Below are 15,725 nucleotides of genomic sequence, written 5' to 3'. Positions count from 1 at the left end.
ACGCGCCCGCGGGGCGAGTCCCTCGCGGCCTGCGCGGCGACCGCCGTGGTGTTGGTGGCCTGGGCGTACGCGTGGCCGAGTGGGAACGCGGCGACGTTCGTCGCGGAGATCGGGATCTTCCTGGCCGTGCTCGCATGGCTGGTGGGCCGTGCCGTCGGCAGGCGTCGGGCCTATCAAGACCACGAGCGCGCGTATGCGACCGAGCAGGCCATCGTCGCCGAACGCCTGCGCATCGCACGCGAGTTGCACGACATGGTCGCGCACAGCGTGGGCATCGTCGCGATCCAGGCCGGAGTCGGCCGCCGCGTCATCGACACGCAGCCCGCTGCGGCCCGCGAAGCGCTCGCCGCGATCGAGGCCACCAGCCGCGAGACGCTGGCGGGGATGCGGCGTACCGTCACCGCGCTGCGCCGCACCGAACCGCGTCCGGCGGACCACGCGGCACCGCGGGAACCGGCCCCCGGGCTCGCGGACGTCGAGCGGTTGGCCGCCGCGACCCGCGACGCGGGCGTTCGCGTGGACCTCCGGTGGTCGGGCCCGCGCCCGAACCTGCCGCCCGATCTCGACTTGTCGGCGTACCGCATCGTGCAGGAAGCGGTCACGAACGTCGTCCGGCACGCCGACACCGATCACTGCCGGGTCACCATCGCCCATGACGCCGGCGAGTTGACCCTCGACATCGTCGACGACGGGCGCGGCGGGACGTCCGACGGCGGCGGCTACGGTCTTGTCGGGATGCGCGAGCGGGTCGGACTCCTGCACGGCGAATTCACCGCCGGGCCTCGTCCCGAAGGAGGCTTCCGGGTGACCGCCCGCCTGCCGCTGCCGCCGGAGGAAACCCGGTGACGGTACGCATCGTGCTCGCCGACGACCAGCCGCTGGTGCGTACGGGCCTGCGGGTCCTGGTCGCGGACACCCCGGGCCTCGACGTCGTCGGTGAGGCCGCGACCGGTGCCGAGGCGGTCCGGCTCGCCCGCGAACTCCGTCCGGACGTCGTCGTGATGGACATCCGCATGCCCGGCATGGACGGCATCGAGGCGACCCGCCTGATCGCCGCCGCCCCGGGGGAGACCCGGGTTCTGATGCTCACGACCTTCGACGACGACGACTACGTCTACGGGGCGCTGCGTGCGGGCGCGAGCGGGTTTGTGGTGAAGGACATGGCGTTGGAGGACATCCTCGGCGCCATCCGGGTCGTCGCCGCGGGTGAAGGTCTCATCGCGCCGAGCGTGACCCGCCGGCTCATCGCCGAGTTCGCGGCGCGTCCGGTGCCGGGACGACGCAACCCGGCACCGGCCCTGCCGGGTGTCACCGACCGCGAGCGCGAGGTGCTGGTCCTGGTCGGGCGCGGCCTGTCCAACGCCGAGATCGCCCGGGACCTGCACATCAGCGTCGCCACCGCGAAGGCCCACGTGGCCAGGCTGTTCACCAAACTGCATGCCCGGGATCGGGTGCAGCTCGTGATCATCGCGTACGAGAACGGTCTGGTCGGGCAACGAAGTTGAGTGCGGCGGCGGGCGGCCGCCGCCGTGGGCGCCGAACGGCCGCGAGCCTGCGGCGCCGCGCCCGAAGGTCCCGCCACACGCCGATCTTCCGTGACCGGGAAACGGATTCGGTGCGTGCAGACCGGCGGCTGCGGCGCGGTCGGCCGCGCCATCGCCGCCCTTTCCCCGTCGCATGCCGAAGTCGCCTCAATCTCCGGCGTGTTCCCTCGCACCGCCTGCTGCACCGGAGGCAATCCGCCTGCGGGCCAAGCGCATCAACAGCGCACGGCCGGGCACCCGAAAGGCATGATTCCCATCATTTTGGTCCTCGTCTTGGCCCTACTGCTCTTCGGTGCGGGGTTCCTCGTCAAAGCGCTGTGGTGGGCCGCGCTGATCGTCATCGTGGTGTGGCTCGTCGGCTTCGTTTTCGCCGGTGCCCGTTTCGGCTCGGCCAACAGCCGTCGACCGCATATGACTTGGCGTGCGCGGTCGCGCCGCAGGTCGGGCGGACGCCGCCGCTGACCGGCCGCTCCACGTCTCAGATTCCGCCGTCGTCGCCCAGCAGCCGCTCCAGGACTTCCTGGAACTCCGGGCCCACCACGATGGCGAGGCCGTCCTCGCTGCGCTCGGACAACTGCACGAGCCGACCGGCCCGCCACCAGTACACGTACGGGCTCACCGGCCCCGGGGCCTCCTCATACCGGTACGCCGCGAATGTCGCGAGCGCGTTGAGGGAGGGCAGCACGTCGGGTCCGGCGATCGGGTGGAAGGCCAGCAGATGCCGGTACGGCATCGCGACCAGCGCCCCGTACGGCCCGACCGCCTTGCCGGTGATGCGTTCCGCCAGCTCGTCGAGCACCAGGACGCGGCTGGACGTGAAGAACGAGTCGCCCATGACCATGCGGAACTGGGCGCCGTCGTCCTGCTTGACGATGTCGTGGTCCTCGATCGGCAGCGCCCGCAGGTTGTTCATCGCCCGGAGCCGCAGCTCGGCGAGGTCGCCGAGCCGGGTCAGCGCGTCGATCGGCAGCGTCTGCACGCTCTCGGGCAGATCGAGGGCGAGCACCTGCCGCAGCCCCGGAGCGGGCACGATCGCATAGCCGAACCCCGGGTCGTCGGGGAGGTTGTCGGCGGCGGTCAGGCGCGGGTAGAGGCGGGCCCACAACTCGTCGGCGGGCAGTGTCTCGACCGCCGACGGCGCTTCCATCGCCCGCACCAGCTTGTCGACGTGGTCGTGGATCAGCGACTCCCAGGCCCGGCGCCCGCGTTCGTCGTTGTGGCAGCTCGCGGCGAGGTTGTAGAGGTTGTAGTGCCGGTTGGCGCTGTCGGTCATGTGATCGGCGAAGACCGTGACCTCCAGCCCGCGTTCGGCGAACGCCTCGCGGGTGAGCCCGCGCAGGCGGCGGCCCTCGTCCTCGGACAGGAACTCGAACGCGGCGTCGCGCGGCGCGTCACGCGGGTCGCGCTTGGGCTCCCGTCGGAACAACCCCACGCCAACCTCCCCAGGGCCGTGATCATGGTTCTCGATCGTATCGGGGGAGCACGGGCGAGCGGCGCGTGCCCGGTGGCTCGGCGGTCGCCCGACCAGCGCTCTCGGCGCTGCGGGCGCCCAGGCGGTCGGCCGGACGCGCACCCTGGTCATGCCCCGGTACCTTCCCATTGTCGCGCGGAGCCGGAACGCGAAGGTGTCGCGCACGATGCGCAAGTGCCGCGCCGACGGCCGCGGAGGGGCCCGACCGGATTCGAACCGGTGTCCTCCGCCCTGAGAGGGCGGCGCGACGACCACTGCGCTACGGGCCCCCGCGCGAACCGTAGCGAACTCCGCCGAGGTCGCGCGCCGCGCAGGACCTGCGTGTATGCGCCCGGTTCGCCCCCGCGACCCGGCCCGCTCGACGAATCCTCGGCGTACGACGACGAATTGACGACGCACCAGCGACCGCACAGGCGCGCCGACACCGTCAGCGAACGGGCCACGAGGTCGACCGCACGCGGCAGTTGAGCCGCAATGCGCGGCAGGTCCGCGCCTGCGCAGCCGCTCTCCGGGCGGCGCGCTGCTTGGGGAGGTCCCGGCCGGTCGGGCGCCCGGTCGCGGTCCCCGTCCCGGCAACGCGCAGCGGCCCGAGACGCCGCGTCGCAACGGCCTCACTCGGTCCGGGGCCCGGCTGCCCCGGCACGCCCCGGACGGCCAGTCGATCCCCGTCGCCACCCGTCCGCCGCGAAGGCGATGACCGATTCCAACGGCCCTTTCCCCGCGAACCGGGACCACAGCCACGCGCCGCCCCCCGCGGCGGCCGTGTACGCGCCCAGGCGCACCCAGGACCCCGCGCCCGGCGTCAGCGGCGACCATCCGGCGATCAGGTGCACGGTGTAGACGCTCAGCGACATCGCCCCCACGGCCGCCGGCACGGCCAACCAGGTCCCGGCGCGCGCCGACGCGCCGACGCGCAGGCAGATGCCCAGGACCGCACACCCGACCCCGGTGGCGCCGACGATCTCGAACGGCGTGCCGCTGTGGCCTTGCGCGACGGTCAGCCACACGACGTCGTCGGCCGGCACGGTCCCGGTGAACCACGCCAGCATGACCAGCACCGGGTCCTTGTCCGTCGGAGGCGTGGCGAACCAGTCGGCCGCGGCGGCGGACAACGCGTCCCGGCCGCCGAACACGTTGATCAGCAGCCACGACGAGCCGTAGCCGACGACGGCGGCGACCGTGCCGAACTCGACGAGCAGCCGCTGCACGGTTCGGTCGAGCAGATCGAGCCGGCCGACCGCCATCCCGGCCAGGACGAACGGCATCCACGTGAGCACCGGGTATGTCCCGGTGACGAACAGCGTCGTGGCCATTTCGCCGGGGTCGCCGAAGGCCTCCAGGTCGGGGACCCGGTAGCCGGGCTGTGTCTGGTGCCACGAACTCCGCAGCCCGAACGACACGAGCGGCCCCAGGACCGCCCACCACGCCGCCACGACGAACAGGCTGTTGGTGCTCAGGTACAGCGCGGGCAGGGCCAGCACGAAGTACAGCGCGAAGAACGGCAGGATCACCAGCACTCCGGTTTCCATGCCGGCCAGTGCGAGGCCGAGCAGCAGCACCACCGCCGCCCGGATGAGCGTCTTGCGGACGAACCGCCCGAACCCGTCGCCGCCTTCGCGCTCCCGCCACGGCGCCGGGGGCCGGCTGCGGTGCACGAGCGTGAGGGAGACCCCGGCGAGCAGCGCGAACAGGGCCGCCTCCCGGCCGTCGCCGAGCCACAGCAGCCGGTTGACCCCTCCGGCGTCCCGGTCCGGCCCGATGTGCGCGACGAACATCCAGAAGATCGCGACGCAGCGCGCGACGTCGAGGCCGGTGATGCGTGCGGTTCCGCGGCCCGGTCCGGTGGCGGGTGAGTGCGGTGCGGGGCGGCTGGTGTCGGCGATGGCGACTCACCTCGACGGGTCGGAGGAGCCGGGCCGGGCACCCGGGCGCCCGAAATCGCTGCGTCGACCTGGAGGACGCGCCCGAACGCCCGCCCATCGTCCCATTCCCGTCGCCCGAACGGGCGAACGCGCGGCAAAAGTCCTGATTGCCCATAAGTAACGGGAAAATACCCCTGCCCACGCGCCTTTCTGACGTGCTCTCAGGATGCGCGGGCGCCGATCCCCCGCCGTGCCCGTGCGGTACGACCCGACGGCACGACACCGGAACCGGTCCGCGCGCCACCGATCCGGGCTCCCTTTCGACGGGGCCGATAGGGGGATCGCGGTGCGTGGCTTCCGGGTGCGGCGGTGCGGCGTCCGCACCATCGTGGGTGGGCGGACCGCGTTCGCGGGGCCGCCGCGAAACCCCCCTCGGAGCAGGAGAGATCATGTTGCGCACGACCAGCATCGCCGCGACCGCGGCTGTCGCGGCGGTGTTCGCCGCCTCGCCCACGGCCTCCGCCGCCGACGAGACCACCCAGTACCGCGCCGTCGTCGTCGCCGGCGGCAAGCCGGTCGGCGTGGTCGAGGGGCAGCAGTGGGGCACCTACGGCATGCTCCGCGACGCTTCCGGCGACCGGATCGGTGACGCCTCCATCACCTGCGTCGCGGAGAAGGCCCGCGACAAGCGCGTCCTCGCCAAGTGCACGCACGTCCTGCGCGTCCACGGCCAGGGGCGCCTCGTGGTCCAGGGCATGCACCACTACAAGGACCAGACGGTCATGCCCGGCACCGCGGACCCGATGCGTCTGAACATCGTGCGCGGCAGCGGCTACTACGCCGGAGCGTCCGGCCCGGTCGACGTCATCGAGGTCATCGGCGGCTACACCTACACGTTCGGCCCCACCGGGTGACGACCCGGAAGGCCGCCCGGCCGCCGAACGCCGCGGTGGCACCCACCAACCAGCCCGGAGAACTGCCCTGAAAGGCGGGTCCGACACATGACCGACTCCCGGACGACAGACGCGCGCGATGCCGGAATGCGGCTGCGCGAACTCACCTTCGGGGCGATGGCGGCAGCCGCCGTACGCGCCGCACTGCGCCTCGACATTCCCGACAACCTCGGGGAAAGCCCGGAAACCGCCGAGGAATTGGCCGAACGCCTGAGCGTCGACGCCACGTCGCTGCGCCGCCTGATGCGGGCCCTGGCCGCGCACGGCGTCTTCGCCGAGCAGCCCGACGGCCGGTTCGCGCACACCGACATGTCGCGCCTGCTGCGCTCCGACACCCCCCGCAGCATGCGGCACGTGTCGCTGTGGGCGACCGAGCCGTGGACCTGGGAGGTGTGGCCCCGGTTGGAGGACGCGGTCCGGCAGGGCGGCAGCGTCTTCCCCGCACTGCACGGCATGGAGTTCTTCGACTACCTGCACCAGGTCGCACCGGAGTCCGCCGAGACGTTCAACCGGGCGATGACCCAGTCGAGCCGCCAGTCGGCGGAGGACGTCGCGGGTGTCCTCGACCTCGGCGACGCCCGCGTGGTGGCCGACATCGGCGGGGGACAGGGCCTGCTCATCGCCACGCTTCTGGAGCGGCACCCGCACCTGCGCGGCGCGCTGCTGGACCTGCCCGCCGTGGTCGCCGAAGCCGACCCGCGACTGCGGCGCGGCGGCCCGTTGGCCGACCGGGTCACCCTCGTCCCCGGTGACTGCCGCGACGCCGTTCCGGTGAGCGCGGACGTCTACATCATCAAGAACATTCTCGAATGGGACGACGCGAGCACGCGCCGCACCCTGGGCAACATCGTCGAGACGGCCGAACCGGGAACCCGGGTCGTGGTGATCGAGAACCTGGTCGACGAGTCCGCGTCGCTCAAGTTCAGCACCGCGATGGACCTGCTCCTCCTGCTCAACGTCGGCGGTGCCAAGCACACGCACGAGAGCATGGTCGCCGCGATGACCCGCGCGGGCCTGGAGATCGGCGAGGTACGCGCGATCAGCCCCACGCTGCACATGTTCGACAGCGTCGTCCCGCCGCGCGCGGGAGCCGCCCGGAGCCGGCAGGGCCGTACCGCGAAACCTGCGGCTGACCCCGTCGGGTGAAGTTGCCGCCGAGCTCCGCCCCATGGGCGCAAGACCGCTCCCCGAAAGCACCAACTGCGATCGCGCACCCGCGATTGTCGGTTCATCGTAAAAAAGGCGCCGCGCCCGATCCCCCATGTTGACGCCCCGTCAACTGTCCTAGCGCGCGCCGAAAGGAACAGCACCATGCGTCGTGTACGCACTCTCGTCGCCGGTACCGCACTGGGCTTCGCCGCCCTGACCTTCGCCGTCCCCGCAGCCCACGCCGACTCCCACGCGTCGGACCCGGCGGCCTCGTCGGACAGCTCCGACAAGTCGTGGGGCGGCAGCAGCGAAGGCGGCAAGTGGGAAGAGAACAAGAAGCCGCACGGCGGCCCGCACGCGGGCATCGGCTCCCTCGACAACAGCGCGGGCCTCGCCGCCGGCGGTGTCCTGGTCGCCGGTGGCCTCGGCCTCGCGGCGTACGCGGTGCGCCGTCGCCCGGTGGCGGGCGGCGCGCAGGCCTGACCGGTCCGGCGCCGAACTCGTGCCGTGGTCATCGTNCCCCCCCCCCCCCCCCCCCCCCCCCCCCCCCCCCCCCCCCCCCCCCCCCCCCCCCCCCCCCCCCCCCCCCCCCCCCCCCCCCCCCCCCCCCCCCCCCCCCCCCCCCCCCCCCCCCCCCCCCCCCCCCCCCCCCCCCCCCCCACACCGCTTTTCCCGTCCTTTCCCGCCCGCTGCGCGCACACCGTACGCGGCGGCACTCGCCAGCACTCCGCAGCATGCAGCACAGAAAGGCGACAGATGTCCGCTCCGGAAGCCGAACACCCCCCACGCCCCGGCCGCCTGAAACTGCTGGCCTTTGCCGCGGGCGCGGTGATCCTCGGCGTGAGCGTCATCGGGAACGACTTCGGCGGAACGCCGGGACCGCCCCAGCCGCCCGCGGCGCAGGCGACGTCGTCGTCCGTGGCGTCCGCGGCCGATCCCGGCGCGGGCCCTGACGCGCAGGCCGCGCCGGCACCAGGCGGTTCCGCCGCGACGCCGATCCCGTCGCCGACCGCCAAGACGCTCAAGTCCTCGCCGCCGCACCGCCTGCGCATCCCGCGCATCAGGGTCGACGCACCGGTCATCGGGCTCGGCCTGGACGCCGCCGGCGTCCTGGAGGTGCCGCCGGCCACGAACTCGAACCTGGTCGGGTGGTACAAGGACGGCGCCGCCCCCGGCTCCCGCGGCGCGTCGATCATGGTCGGACACGTCGACACCAAATCCGGGCCCGCGGTGTTCTGGAACCTCGGCATCCTGCGGCAGGGCGACCTGATCACCGTCGACCGCGCCGACGGCAAGACCGCCACTTTCGCGGTCGACTCGGTCGAGGTGTTCGAGAAGAAGGCCTTCCCCGACGACCGCGTCTACGGCGACACGCCCGACGCCCAGTTGCGCCTGATCACCTGCGGCGGCGTCTACGACAAGCAGAGCAAGGACTACACGAGCAACGTCGTCGCGTTCGCGCACTTCGTGTCGTCGACGTGACGCTCCGAACGTGTACGGCCGCCGGACCGAAGCCCGGCGGCCGTACACGTTCCGGTCGGCGTCAACCCGTACGCATCGCCAGCGCCTCGGCGGCCTCCCGCAGCACCCGCTCCGGTTCGCCGTCCGCGGAACGGGACCGCCACGCCACGAAGCCGTCGGGGCGCACGAGGACCGCTCCGTCCGCGTCGACGCCGTGCAGCGCGGCCCAGTCGGCGCCGCCTTCGGTCACCAGGACCCCCGGTTCCCGGGAGGCCTCGGCGGTCACGCCCAGGACGGTGACGCGCGCGCCCATCGCGGCGGCGGCCCGGCGCCACGGCTCGCCCGCCGGTCCCGCCCCGGTGAGCAGCACGTAGTCCGTTTCGTACAGGTCCAGCAGCGAGACGCGCTCACCGTCGCGCCTGACCCACGCGTGCGGGGCGCGGGTGCCGGGCGTGCCGTCCGGGGGACGGAACCCCTCTGGCAGGACCGGGTGTTGCGGGTCCGTGCCGACCACGTTGCCTGCGGTGTAGCGGTAGCCCAGCACGACACCGAGCATGCCGTTCTGGCGTCCCCCGCCGCCCGGCACCGGCGGGGCCGCGTACCCGGGGTGGCTGTGTTCCGCCGAACGCGTGGACGCGCGGGCCGCCGTCGCCACCGCGACCGGGCGGCGCTCGGCCTCGTACGTGTCCAGCAGTGCGGGATCGGCGCGGCCGTCGAGCACCGCGGCGAGCTTCCACGCGAGGTTGTGCGCGTCCTGGATGCCGGTGTTGGAGCCGAACGCCCCGGTGGGGGACATCTCGTGTGCGGAGTCGCCGGCCAGGAACACCCGGCCCTCGCGGTACCGGTCGGCCACCCGCTCGGCCGCGTGCCACGGCGCCTTCCCGGTGACCTGCACGTCGAGGTCCGGAACCCCGGCCGCGGCGCGGATGTGCGCGGCGCAGCGCTCGTCGGTGAACGCGTCGAGCTCTTCGCCGTCCTCGGGATGCCACGGGGCGTGGAAGACCCAGCGCTCGACGTTGTCGACCGGCAGCAGCGCTCCTTCGCCGCGCGGGTCGGTCAGGTAGCACACGATGAACCGGCGGTCGCCGACGAATTGCGCCAGCCGCTTCGAGGTGAACGTGATGCTCACGTTGTGGAACAGCGCGCCCGGGCCGGACACGTCGATGCCCAGGCGCCCGCGCACGGGGCTGCGCGGGCCGTCGGCGGCGATGAGGTAATCGGCGCGGACAGTGCGCCGGTTGCCGGTGTCGCGCGACTCCAGGACGGCGGTCACCCCCGTCGCGTCCTGTTCGAAATCGATCAGCTCGGTGCCGAACCGTACCGAGCCGCCCAGCTCCGCGGCGTACCGCGCGAGGACCGGTTCGAGGTCGTTCTGGCTGCACAGGCACCACGAGCTCGGCGAGAACTTCGCGAGGCCGCCGCCCGGGTCGATCTCCTTGAACAGCCACTCCTGGTCGGTGCCGGCGATCGTGCCGGCCCGCAGGATCCCGTGGTTGTCGGCGAGCACGGCCGACGCGTCGCGGATGCCCTGTTCGACACCCGCGGTGCGGTAGAGCTCCATCGTGCGGACATTGTTTCCCCGGCCGCGCGGGTGGTGCGAGGTCCCGGCGTGGCGTTCGGCCACGATGTGCCGCACCCCGAGCCTTCCGAGAAAGACCGACGCGGACAGGCCCACCAAGGACCCGCCCACCACCAACACCGGTACCCGTTCTTGGTTTTCGGGCATGTTCTCCTCCGCTTTCGCGCTTGTCAGGGGACGTCGGTAACCGGTGGCGGGTGCCCGTGCGCCGCGCAGGTCGTGCGCGACACGCCGAACTGTCACTCATATGCCAATAAAAGGTGCCTTCTGTGGCATATGCGTCCAACCTCGGACACGGGGCCTACGACTGAAGGACGGAAATGGACACAACGGTCCAGCGCCACGTCGACCGTGCCGAGGAGCCCAAGGCGCCCGCGGACGGTTCGAAACTGCGCGTACTGCTCATGCTGGAGATCCACGAGGGATCACAACAGCGCTTCCTCGACGCCTACGAAAGCATCCGCGACCAGGTCGCCCAGGTGCCCGGCCACCTCCGCGACCAGCTCTGCCAGTCCATCGATGACCCGACGCAGTGGCTCATCACCAGCGAATGGGCCGATGCCGACCAGTTCCTCGCCTGGGTGGACAGTCCCGAACACCAGCTCATGGTCAAGCCGTTGCACGGCTGCGTACGCGGCACCCGCTCCCTGCGGTACGCCGTCGCACGCGAGACCGGACCGCAGCACCCCGTGGCCGCGTCCGTCACGCGCGGCTCGCGCGCGGCGAAGGCCGCCGGGTCCGACATCACCCGGTGCGCGCTCAGCTTCAACGTCAAGCCCGGCAGCGAGGCCGAGGTGGCGCGCATCCTGTCCGGGTACGAGTCGCCCGACCCCCGGGTCGACGCCAACACGACGCTGCGCCGCACGACCGTGTTCATGCGCGACAACGTCGTCGTCCGGGCCATCGAGATCAAGGGCGACATGCGCGCCGCGCTGCAACACGTCGCCCGGCAACCGCAGGTCCGCGCCGCCGAAGAGGCCCTCAACGCGCACCTCGTGGAGAGCCGCGACCTCGACAACCCGGAGGCGGCACGGGAGTTCTTCATGCGTGCCTCGCTCGCCGAGGACTTCCGCATGACCGCGGCCCGGCCGCGCCCCGGCGACGACGAGGCCGAGCGCGCCGCGTTCCTGTACCCGGTGGCCCACGGCTCCGCGGACGCCGCCGCCCGACTCCTGGCCCGGCACGACGAGGCGGCCCTCGCCGACGACGACGGCCCGCTCGCGGCCAGCGCGGTCTACGTACGCCAGGACCTGCTGGTCCGCGTCGTCGACCTGCGCTCGGGCGCGGAAGCGCACCCGGCCGTGATGCTCGGCGTCGCCCCGGCGGACGCCGAGCGATTCGCCCGGCTCCTGGACGGACCGGTCGGCGACCTGACCGACGAGGCCGCGCTGCGCCGCCTGCTCGCCGGCTGCGCGATGACGCCGATCACCGACCGGCGCGCCGCCGTCGCCTGACGGCACGACAGGCGGTCGCCGCGTCGGCCGCATCCCAACCCCCTCGGCGGAGCGTCCCGTACGCTCCGCCGGCCACTCGGAGGTGGCCCATGACCGCACCGACCACGCGAACGACACGCACCACCGGCAAGACCGCGGGAACCGCGAAGACCGCGAGCACTGCGAAGACCGGCAAGACCGGCAAGAGCGGCAAGACCGGGAAGAACGGGAACACGCAGCCGACCGGACCCGAGGGCCGGAACGGCGCCGAGGACCGGGTCCGTATCGTCCGCCTCGACGAGGTTCCCCCCAACCGTCGCCGCGGCGGCGACCTGCGGGTCACCCTCAGCCCCACCACGGTCGGTTCGACCTGCGGCTTCATGGGCGTCGCGCTGCTTGCGCCGGGTGAGACCATCTCGGAGCACTACCACCCGTACTCCGAGGAGTTCGTCCACCTGGTGTGCGGCACCCTTGAGGTCGACCTCGACGGGGTCACGCACAAGCTGGAGCCCGAGCAGAGCCTGATGGTCCCGCGCGAGATGCGGCACCGGTTCCGCAACACCGGCAACGTCACGGCGCGCATGGTCTTCCACCTCGCCCCGCTCGCGCCCAAGCCCGAACTGGGCCACGTGGACACCGAAGAGCTCGCCTGCCCGCACGAGCCGCACCCCGGCATCGGCGGCGGATCGTGAACCGTGTCGCGGTCACCGGCGTCGGGGTCGTCGCGCCCGGCGGCGTCGGGGTTCCCGCTTTCTGGGACCTGCTGACCGCAGGACGCACCGCGACCCGGGGCATCACGTTCTTCGACGCCACCGACTTCCGCTCGCGCATCGCCGCCGAGTGCGACTTCGACGCCGCAGCCTGCGGCATCACCGGCGAGCGCGCGCAACGGGCCGACCGCTACATACAGTTCGCACTCGCGGCGGGAGCGGAGGCGGTCCGCGACAGCGGACTCGACCTCGCCGCCGAGGACCCGTGGCGGATCGGCGTGTCCCTCGGCAGCGCCGTCGGCGGCACCACCCGCCTGGAACACGACTACACGCGCGTCAGCGCGAACGGCGCCCGCTGGGACGTCGACCACCGCGCCGCCGAGCCGTTCCTGCACCGGGCGTTCACACCCGCCGCGCTGTCGTCCGAAGTCGCCGAGCAGTTCGGCGCGCGCGGCCCGGTGCAGACCGTGTCCACCGGTTGTACGTCGGGCCTCGACGCGATCGGCTACGCGGCCCACGCGATCGAGGACGGACGCGCCGACATCTGCCTCGCCGGCGCGTCCGACTCGCCGATCTCGCCGATCACGGTCGCGTGCTTCGACGCCATCAAGGCCACGTCCACCCGCAACGACGACCCCGCGCACGCGTCGCGCCCGTTCGACGCGCACCGCGACGGGTTCGTGCTCGGCGAGGGCTGCGCGGTCCTGGTGCTGGAGGAGATGGAGCGCGCCCGGCGGCGCGGGGCCCGGATCTACGCCGAAATCGCCGGCTTCGCCACCCGCGGCAACGCGTACCACATGACCGGGCTCACCCGCGAAGGCCTGGAGATGGCCGAGTCGATCCGCGTGGCCCTCGACGACGCGCGGCTGGACCGGACCGCAGTCGACTACGTCAACGCGCACGGTTCGGGGACCCAGCAGAACGACCGGCATGAGACGGCCGCCGTCAAACGGGCCCTCGGCGAGCACGCCCGCACCATCCCGATGAGCTCGATCAAGTCGATGGTCGGCCACTCGCTCGGCGCGATCGGTGCGATCGAGGTCGCCGCGTGCGTCCTGGCCATGGAGCACGGCGTGGTGCCGCCGACCGCGAACTACGAGACGCCCGACCCCGAGTGCGATCTCGACTACGTGCCGAGGACCGCCCGCGAGGCCAGGCTCGACACGGTGCTGTCCGTCGGCAGCGGCTTCGGCGGCTTCCAGTCGGCCGTGGTCCTGGACCGCAGGTCCATCCACGCACGAACCCCATCCGAGAGGACGCGGCGATGAGCACCCCACCGCGGCACGCCGCCATCACCGGCATCGGTGTGGTGGCCCCGAACGGCATCGGCACCGACGTGTTCTGGAAGGCCACCCGCGAAGGCACCGGGCACCTGACCCGGATCCACCGCGAGGGCTGCGCGGACCTGCCGCTCGCGGTGGCCGGACTCGTCGACGACTTCGACGCCGCAGGGCGGATCGAGGACAAATTCCTCGTCCAGACCGACAAGTTCACGCACTTCGCGCTGCACGCCGCCGACCAGGCGCTGAACGAGGCGGGTGTGGTCGGGCTGCCGGAGCATTCGGAATACTCCATCGGCGTCGCCACCGCCAGCAGCTCCGGCGGCGGCGAGTTCGGCCAGCGCGAACTGCAGAATCTGTGGGGCAGCGGGCCCGCGTTCGTCGGCCCGTACCAGTCCATCGCCTGGTTCTACGCCGCGAGCACCGGTCAGATCTCCATTCGCGGCGGCTTCAAAGGGCCCTGCGCGGTGCTCGCCGAGGACGAGGCCGGCGCCCTCGACGCCATCGCGCACGCCGCGCGCTCCATCCGGCGCGGCACCGACGCGATGGTGGTCGGAGCCGCCGAAGCGCCCATCGCGCCGTACTCGATGGTGTGCCAGCTCGGCTACCGCGAACTGAGCCGGGCCACCGAACCCACCCGCGCCTACCTCCCGTTCGACTCCGCCGCGTGCGGTTTCGCGCCCGCCGAGGGCGGTGCCGTCCTGGTCCTGGAGGACCACGACAGCGCCCGCCGCCGCGGCGCCCGGGTCCGGGCGACCGTTGCCGGGTACGGGGCCACCTTCACCGGAACCGCGGACTGGGGCGAGTCGCGCCACGGCCTCGCCCGCGCCATGACCGCGGCCCTCGCGGAGGCCGGGGCACGCCCCGAGGACATCGACGTCGTCTTCGCCGACGCGCTCGCCGTACCGGCCGCGGATCAGGCCGAAGTCCTCGCCCTCGCCGACGCGTTGGGGGCCCGCGGCACGACCGTCCCGGTCACCGCGCCCAAGGCCGGCACCGGACGCGCGTACTGCGGCGGCCCGGTGCTGGACTGCGCGGCGGCCGTGCTCGCCATGGAACACGGCGTCATCCCGCCGACGCCCGGCGTCTTCTCCACCGAGTACGACATCGACCTGGTCACCGGCCACGCCCGCCCCGCGCGGCTGCGTACCGCACTCGTGCTCAGCCGCGGCCTGATGGGCGGCAACGCCGCGCTGGTGCTGCGCGCCGGCGAGGACACCCGGTGATCGGCGTTGGGCCCGGCTGCCCCGTCCTGCGGTCGGCCGGGCCGTCCCCTCCGAGCAAAACACAAGGAAAGGAACGCTCTTGACTTCTCCCCCTCGTGAACGAGGGAGATTCCCACAGCTCGCGCCACAGGGGTTTCTGCTTCGTCGCCGACCGCCCGCCCGGAGTTCTCCGGCCGGGTCGTACGCCGGCTCCACAGACCGAAACCGCCAGCCCGGCGGCCGACAGCAAAGTGTCAACTCTGCGCAAAGCAGCCAAATTCACGGAGGTTCCCGATGAACGCGCCCTTCGGCTATGAAGAGCTCTCCGCGCTGATGAAGGCCACCGCCGGCGTCGCCGTCGATCCCCTGGAGATGGCGGCGAACCCCGAGTCCGGGTTCGCCGACTTCGGCCTCGACTCGCTGGGCCTGATGGCCGTGGTCGCCGAGATCGAGCACAACTACGGCACCCCGCTCGGGCCCGACGCCGAAAACCGCAAGACACCGCGCGAGTTCGTCGACCTCGTCAACTCGCAACTGACCTCCGGAGTGTGAACCGATGTCCGGCCACACCGACAACAGCATCATCATCAACGCGCCGCTCGACCTCGTCTGGGACATGACCAACGACGTCGAGAACTGGACGGACCTGTTCACCGAGTACGCCTCGGTCGAAGTGCTGTCCCGCGAGGGCGACAAGGTCACGTTCCGGCTCACCATGCACCCCGACAAGGACGGCAACGTCTGGAGCTGGGTCTCCGAGCGCGAGCCCGACCGCAACCTGCGCACCGTGTGGGCACAACGCGTCGAGACCGGGCCGTTCGCGTACATGCACATCCGCTGGGAGTACCACGAGGAGCCCGACGGCGTGCGCATGCGCTGGGTGCAGGACTTCGCGATGAAGGACACCGCGCCCGTCGACGACGCGTGGATGACCGACAACATCAACCGCAACTCCCGGATCCAGATGGAGATCATCCGGGACAAGATCCAGCAGCGCGCCGACGAACTGGGCCTCACCCCTGCCCCCCTCGGGTGACCCGGCAAATCCGCGGACCGGCCCGCGCCCCGGACCACGACA

General features: G+C 72.5%; 16 protein-coding genes and 1 tRNA gene. 13 read left to right on the top strand and 4 right to left on the bottom strand.

Translation table 11 applies throughout. From position 1 onward, the window contains the following. The 3 genes from ACRX5W_RS12295 to ACRX5W_RS12285 form a co-directional block, all read left to right on the top strand. Positions 1-846, top strand: an 846-nt coding sequence (locus tag ACRX5W_RS12295; protein ID WP_436788102.1) for a sensor histidine kinase, incomplete at its 5' end; no start/stop codon positions are given. Beyond that, positions 843-1,505 carry a response regulator gene (locus tag ACRX5W_RS12290; protein WP_436788101.1) on the top strand — a complete coding sequence of 221 codons (663 nt, stop codon included), beginning with the start codon at positions 843-845 and terminating at the stop codon, positions 1,503-1,505. The genes ACRX5W_RS12295 and ACRX5W_RS12290, both read left to right, overlap by 4 nt. 114 nt (positions 1,506-1,619) lie before the next feature. Beyond that, positions 1,620-2,006: a hypothetical protein gene (locus ACRX5W_RS12285; RefSeq protein ID WP_436788099.1), complete on the top strand. Its 387-nt coding sequence runs from the start codon at positions 1,620-1,622 to the stop codon at positions 2,004-2,006. Between the two features lie 16 nt (positions 2,007-2,022). Here the strand turns inward: ACRX5W_RS12285 and ACRX5W_RS12280 are convergent, their stop codons facing one another. The 3 genes from ACRX5W_RS12280 to ACRX5W_RS12270 form a co-directional block, all read right to left on the bottom strand. Continuing rightward, complete coding sequence (locus ACRX5W_RS12280; RefSeq protein WP_436788098.1) at positions 2,023-2,976, bottom strand: hypothetical protein; 954 nt, start codon at positions 2,974-2,976, stop codon at positions 2,023-2,025. Positions 2,977-3,211: 235 nt separating this feature from the next. Beyond that, positions 3,212-3,284: transfer RNA gene (locus ACRX5W_RS12275), tRNA-Glu, on the bottom strand. A 342-nt stretch (positions 3,285-3,626) separates the two neighbouring features. Then, positions 3,627-4,832, bottom strand: a complete 1,206-nt coding sequence (locus ACRX5W_RS12270; protein WP_436788325.1) for a heparan-alpha-glucosaminide N-acetyltransferase domain-containing protein — start codon at positions 4,830-4,832, stop codon at positions 3,627-3,629. Positions 4,833-5,326: 494 nt separating this feature from the next. Between ACRX5W_RS12270 and ACRX5W_RS12265 the strand changes: the two genes are divergently transcribed. The 4 genes from ACRX5W_RS12265 (at position 5,327) to ACRX5W_RS12250 (ending at position 8,461) form a co-directional block, all read left to right on the top strand. After that, positions 5,327-5,791, top strand: coding sequence for a hypothetical protein (locus tag ACRX5W_RS12265; RefSeq protein ID WP_436788097.1), 465 nt, complete (start codon positions 5,327-5,329; stop codon positions 5,789-5,791). Positions 5,792-5,878: 87 nt separating this feature from the next. Continuing rightward, the gene (locus tag ACRX5W_RS12260; protein ID WP_436788096.1) at positions 5,879-6,976 is read left to right on the top strand and encodes a methyltransferase; all 1,098 of its coding nucleotides are present in this window, start codon (positions 5,879-5,881) and stop codon (positions 6,974-6,976) included. 165 nt (positions 6,977-7,141) lie between these two features. Next, the gene (locus tag ACRX5W_RS12255; protein ID WP_436788095.1) at positions 7,142-7,462 is read left to right on the top strand and encodes a hypothetical protein; all 321 of its coding nucleotides are present in this window, start codon (positions 7,142-7,144) and stop codon (positions 7,460-7,462) included. A 273-nt stretch (positions 7,463-7,735) separates the two neighbouring features. Beyond that, positions 7,736-8,461: a class F sortase gene (locus ACRX5W_RS12250; protein ID WP_436788094.1), complete on the top strand. Its 726-nt coding sequence runs from the start codon at positions 7,736-7,738 to the stop codon at positions 8,459-8,461. A gap of 61 nt (positions 8,462-8,522) precedes the next feature. Here ACRX5W_RS12250 and ACRX5W_RS12245 read toward each other — a convergent pair whose 3' ends face one another. After that, positions 8,523-10,166: an FAD-dependent oxidoreductase gene (locus ACRX5W_RS12245; RefSeq protein ID WP_436788093.1), complete on the bottom strand. Its 1,644-nt coding sequence runs from the start codon at positions 10,164-10,166 to the stop codon at positions 8,523-8,525. Between the two features lie 173 nt (positions 10,167-10,339). Here ACRX5W_RS12245 and ACRX5W_RS12240 point away from each other — a divergent pair, with 173 nt between their 5' ends. From ACRX5W_RS12240 to ACRX5W_RS12215, 6 genes are all read left to right on the top strand, one after another. Then, positions 10,340-11,473, top strand: a complete 1,134-nt coding sequence (locus tag ACRX5W_RS12240; protein ID WP_436788092.1) for a SchA/CurD-like domain-containing protein — start codon at positions 10,340-10,342, stop codon at positions 11,471-11,473. Between the two features lie 263 nt (positions 11,474-11,736). Next, positions 11,737-12,144, top strand: coding sequence for a cupin domain-containing protein (locus ACRX5W_RS12235; RefSeq protein ID WP_436788324.1), 408 nt, complete (start codon positions 11,737-11,739; stop codon positions 12,142-12,144). Continuing rightward, positions 12,138-13,430 (top strand): beta-ketoacyl-[acyl-carrier-protein] synthase family protein, encoded by a 1,293-nt coding sequence (locus ACRX5W_RS12230; protein WP_436788323.1) that lies wholly within the window; start codon positions 12,138-12,140, stop codon positions 13,428-13,430. Before ACRX5W_RS12235 ends, ACRX5W_RS12230 begins: the two co-directional genes overlap by 7 nt. Then, positions 13,427-14,668, top strand: a complete 1,242-nt coding sequence (locus ACRX5W_RS12225; RefSeq protein WP_436788091.1) for a beta-ketoacyl synthase N-terminal-like domain-containing protein — start codon at positions 13,427-13,429, stop codon at positions 14,666-14,668. The genes ACRX5W_RS12230 and ACRX5W_RS12225 overlap by 4 nt, the downstream gene beginning before the upstream one ends. A 273-nt stretch (positions 14,669-14,941) precedes the next feature. Beyond that, positions 14,942-15,199, top strand: coding sequence for an acyl carrier protein (locus ACRX5W_RS12220; RefSeq protein WP_436788090.1), 258 nt, complete (start codon positions 14,942-14,944; stop codon positions 15,197-15,199). Between the two features lie 4 nt (positions 15,200-15,203). Then, positions 15,204-15,683: an SRPBCC family protein gene (locus ACRX5W_RS12215; protein ID WP_436788089.1), complete on the top strand. Its 480-nt coding sequence runs from the start codon at positions 15,204-15,206 to the stop codon at positions 15,681-15,683. Positions 15,684-15,725 lie beyond the last annotated feature (42 nt).

It is taken from the genome of Yinghuangia sp. YIM S10712 (genome assembly GCF_051388935.1).
Classification (GTDB): domain Bacteria; phylum Actinomycetota; class Actinomycetes; order Streptomycetales; family Streptomycetaceae; genus Yinghuangia.
Note: the sequence above shows the minus strand (reverse complement) of the source record. Positions and strands in the feature narration are given on the sequence as shown.

What these genes read in the sequence shown, in the direction of transcription:
- ACRX5W_RS12265 (WP_436788097.1), top strand. Translation starts at nt 5,327, where the DNA reads ATGTTGCGCACGACCAGCATCGCCGCGACCGCGGCTGTCGCGGCGGTG.
- ACRX5W_RS12250 (WP_436788094.1), top strand. Translation starts at nt 7,736, where the DNA reads ATGTCCGCTCCGGAAGCCGAACACCCCCCACGCCCCGGCCGCCTGAAA.
- ACRX5W_RS12245 (WP_436788093.1), bottom strand. Translation starts at nt 10,166, where the DNA reads ATGCCCGAAAACCAAGAACGGGTACCGGTGTTGGTGGTGGGCGGGTCC.
- ACRX5W_RS12220 (WP_436788090.1), top strand. Translation starts at nt 14,942, where the DNA reads ATGAACGCGCCCTTCGGCTATGAAGAGCTCTCCGCGCTGATGAAGGCC.
- ACRX5W_RS12225 (WP_436788091.1), top strand. Translation starts at nt 13,427, where the DNA reads ATGAGCACCCCACCGCGGCACGCCGCCATCACCGGCATCGGTGTGGTG.
- ACRX5W_RS12260 (WP_436788096.1), top strand. Translation starts at nt 5,879, where the DNA reads ATGACCGACTCCCGGACGACAGACGCGCGCGATGCCGGAATGCGGCTG.
- ACRX5W_RS12240 (WP_436788092.1), top strand. Translation starts at nt 10,340, where the DNA reads ATGGACACAACGGTCCAGCGCCACGTCGACCGTGCCGAGGAGCCCAAG.
- ACRX5W_RS12255 (WP_436788095.1), top strand. Translation starts at nt 7,142, where the DNA reads ATGCGTCGTGTACGCACTCTCGTCGCCGGTACCGCACTGGGCTTCGCC.
- ACRX5W_RS12215 (WP_436788089.1), top strand. Translation starts at nt 15,204, where the DNA reads ATGTCCGGCCACACCGACAACAGCATCATCATCAACGCGCCGCTCGAC.